Genomic DNA, 285 nt, shown 5'->3' on the forward strand with positions numbered 1-285 from the left:
CACTGCGAAATGAGAAAGGGAGCTACAACACACGTTGGGTGTTGGATCTAAAAATTCTTATTGTAGCACTGCGAAATGAGAAAGGGAGCTACAACATACTTGTCTTGTGCATATTTGCATACATGATTGTAGCACTGCGAAATGAGAAAGGGAGCTACAACAAACACAATCTGAACTCATCGACCAAATCAATTGTAGCACTGCGAAATGAGAAAGGGAGCTACAACTCAGCGGTCAGCCACTGTTTACCGGCAACAATTGTAGCACTGCGAAATGAGAAAGGGA

It is taken from the genome of Neisseria sp. HMSC056A03, assembly GCF_001815685.1.
GTDB classification, from domain to species: Bacteria; Pseudomonadota; Gammaproteobacteria; order Burkholderiales; family Neisseriaceae; genus Neisseria; species Neisseria subflava.